The 2135-nt window shown below is 63.4% G+C and carries 2 protein-coding genes and 1 pseudogene; 1 reads left to right on the top strand and 2 read right to left on the bottom strand.

The features are described 5' to 3' along the window. On the bottom strand, positions 1-1352 hold a 1352-nt coding region (locus tag EN991_RS33640), incomplete at its 3' end, for a proline dehydrogenase family protein (protein ID WP_206519304.1). Between the two features lie 163 nt (positions 1353-1515). Between EN991_RS33640 and EN991_RS33635 the strand changes: the two genes are divergently transcribed. After that, positions 1516-1968 (top strand): Lrp/AsnC ligand binding domain-containing protein, encoded by a 453-nt coding sequence (locus EN991_RS33635; protein ID WP_013531233.1) that lies wholly within the window; start codon positions 1516-1518, stop codon positions 1966-1968. Between the two features lies 1 nt (position 1969). Here the strand turns inward: EN991_RS33635 and EN991_RS41345 are convergent. After that, positions 1970-2135, bottom strand: a pseudogene (locus EN991_RS41345) (methylamine utilization protein); the annotation flags it as partial.

Raw genomic sequence — 2135 nt, 5'->3', positions numbered from 1 at the left:
GAATGCGCACCGACCGGCGCATAGATCCGGCAGCGCGTGCCTTCGGACCGTCGCACCGTCTCGTGCAGCGCCTCGCCCATGCCGTGCAGGCGCTGGAACTCGAAGGAATCGCGGTTATTATCAGCCATCGACAGGATGGCGGCGACGGTATGGGCGTTGTGGGTGGCGAACTGCGGATAGATGCGGTCGGTCATGCCAAGCAGCTTCTTCGCGCAAGCCATGTAGGAGACGTCGGTGTTGGCCTTGCGGGTGAAGACGGGATAACCGGTGAGTCCCAACGTCTGACCCCGCTTGATCTCGGTGTCCCAATAGGCGCCCTTGACCAGCCGAACCATGATGTTGCGGTCGTATTTCTTGGCCAGCGCATAGAGCCAGTCGATGGCGAAGGCCGCGCGTGGCCCATACGCCTGCACCACCACGCCAAACCCGTTCCAGCCGGCAAGTTCCGGCTCGGCCAGCACCCGCTCGATGACGTCGAGCGATAGATCGAGGCGGTCGGCCTCCTCGGCATCGATGTTGAGACCCATGCGCGAGTGGCGCGCGGCCAGCGCCAGCGACAAAAGCCGCTCGGCCATCACAGGCAGCATCTCTTCCTTCTGCGCCACCTCGTAGCGCGGATGCAGTGCCGAAAGCTTGACCGAGATGCCGTGGTTCTGCCTGATATCAGGACCGTTGGAGCCGGAATCGAGCGACGAAATCGCGTCGGCATAGGCCTTGTGATAGCGCAAGGCGTCGGCCTCGGTGCGGGCCGCCTCGCCCAGCATGTCGAAGGAATAGAGATAACCCTTCTGGGTCATAGGCCGGCCGCGCTTGACGGCTTCAGTGATGGTGCGGCCGAGCACGAACTGCTCGCCCATCTCGCGCATGGCGGCGGCCACCGCCTTGCGGATGACCGGCTCGCCCAGCCGCCGCACCATAGAACGCAGCGTGCCCTCGATGCCGCCCTCGCCTTCGTCGAGGACGCGGCCGGTCAGCATCAGCGCCCAGGTCGAGGCGTTGACGAAGATGGAGCTCGAACCGCCCGAATGCGCCGACCAGTCGTGCGGCGCGATCTTGTCGGCGATGAGGTCGTCCATCGTCTCGGTATCGGGCACGCGCAGCAGCGCCTCGGCCAGGCACATCAGCGCCACGCCTTCCTTGGTGGAGAGACCGTAAGCGGAGAGGAAGACTTCCATCAGCCTTGGATCCGACGAACCGCGCACCGCGCGCACCAGATCGGCGGCGCGAGCCGAGATCGCCTTGCGGTCTTTCCCGGAGAGCCCCGTCGCCTCGGCAAGCCGCTTCACGGCCTCGTCTTCGTCGGGCAGGTAGTTGGCGCGGATCTGCTGGCGGATGGCATCGAGCGCTGGCATGGCGGTCCCGTGGATCGAGCAAAGGGGATCGGGCCGGCGGTCACCGGACCGAATGGCGCAAGCTAGCACAAGTGCAAAATTTCGGCCGGTCCAAAGAAATCGACATTGGAGGTCATTCGATCTATCCTAGCGGCATATAATTGACATTTGGACTGCGATTTCGATGACAGAAGACCAATTGGACCGCATAGATCGGAATATCCTGGCCGCACTTGCAAGCGACGGCCGGCTTTCCATGTCAGAACTGGCCGCAAAGGTCGGCCTGTCGAAGACGCCGGTGCAGGCGCGGGTGAAGCGGCTTGAGAAGGACGGCTATATCAGAGGCTACCAGGCGATCGTCGACCGCGAGCGCATGGGCGAAGGCCATGTCGCATTCGTCCAGGTGAAATTGTCCGACACCAGATCCGCCGCGCTCGACGCCTTCAACCGGTCCGTACAGGCTGTGCCGGAGATCGAACAGTGCCACATGATGGCGTCGAGCTTCGATTATCTGCTGAAAGTCCGCACCAGGGACATCGCCGCCTACCGCCGCGTCCTCGGCGAGCGCATCTCGGCCCTGCCCCATGTCGCCCAGACCTCGACCTTTGTAGCGATGGAGACCGTGAAGGACCGGTAGATCACTCCGAAAGCGTCTTCAAGAACGCCACCAGAGCAGCGCGTTCTCGGTCTGAAAGCTCCAACGGGTGAACCTCTGATACCCCTTCGACGCTGGGCGCGGCCTTCGCATAATGCGCCACGACCTCGTCGAGCGACGAAAACTGCCCCGCATGCATATAGGGCGGT

This window comes from Mesorhizobium sp. M7A.F.Ca.US.005.03.2.1 (genome assembly GCF_003997795.1).
In the GTDB taxonomy this organism is placed as follows: domain Bacteria; phylum Pseudomonadota; class Alphaproteobacteria; order Rhizobiales; family Rhizobiaceae; genus Mesorhizobium; species Mesorhizobium ciceri.
Note: the sequence above shows the minus strand (reverse complement) of the source record. Positions and strands in the feature narration are given on the sequence as shown.

What these genes read in the sequence shown, in the direction of transcription:
- EN991_RS33635 (WP_013531233.1), top strand. Translation starts at nt 1,516, where the DNA reads ATGACAGAAGACCAATTGGACCGCATAGATCGGAATATCCTGGCCGCA.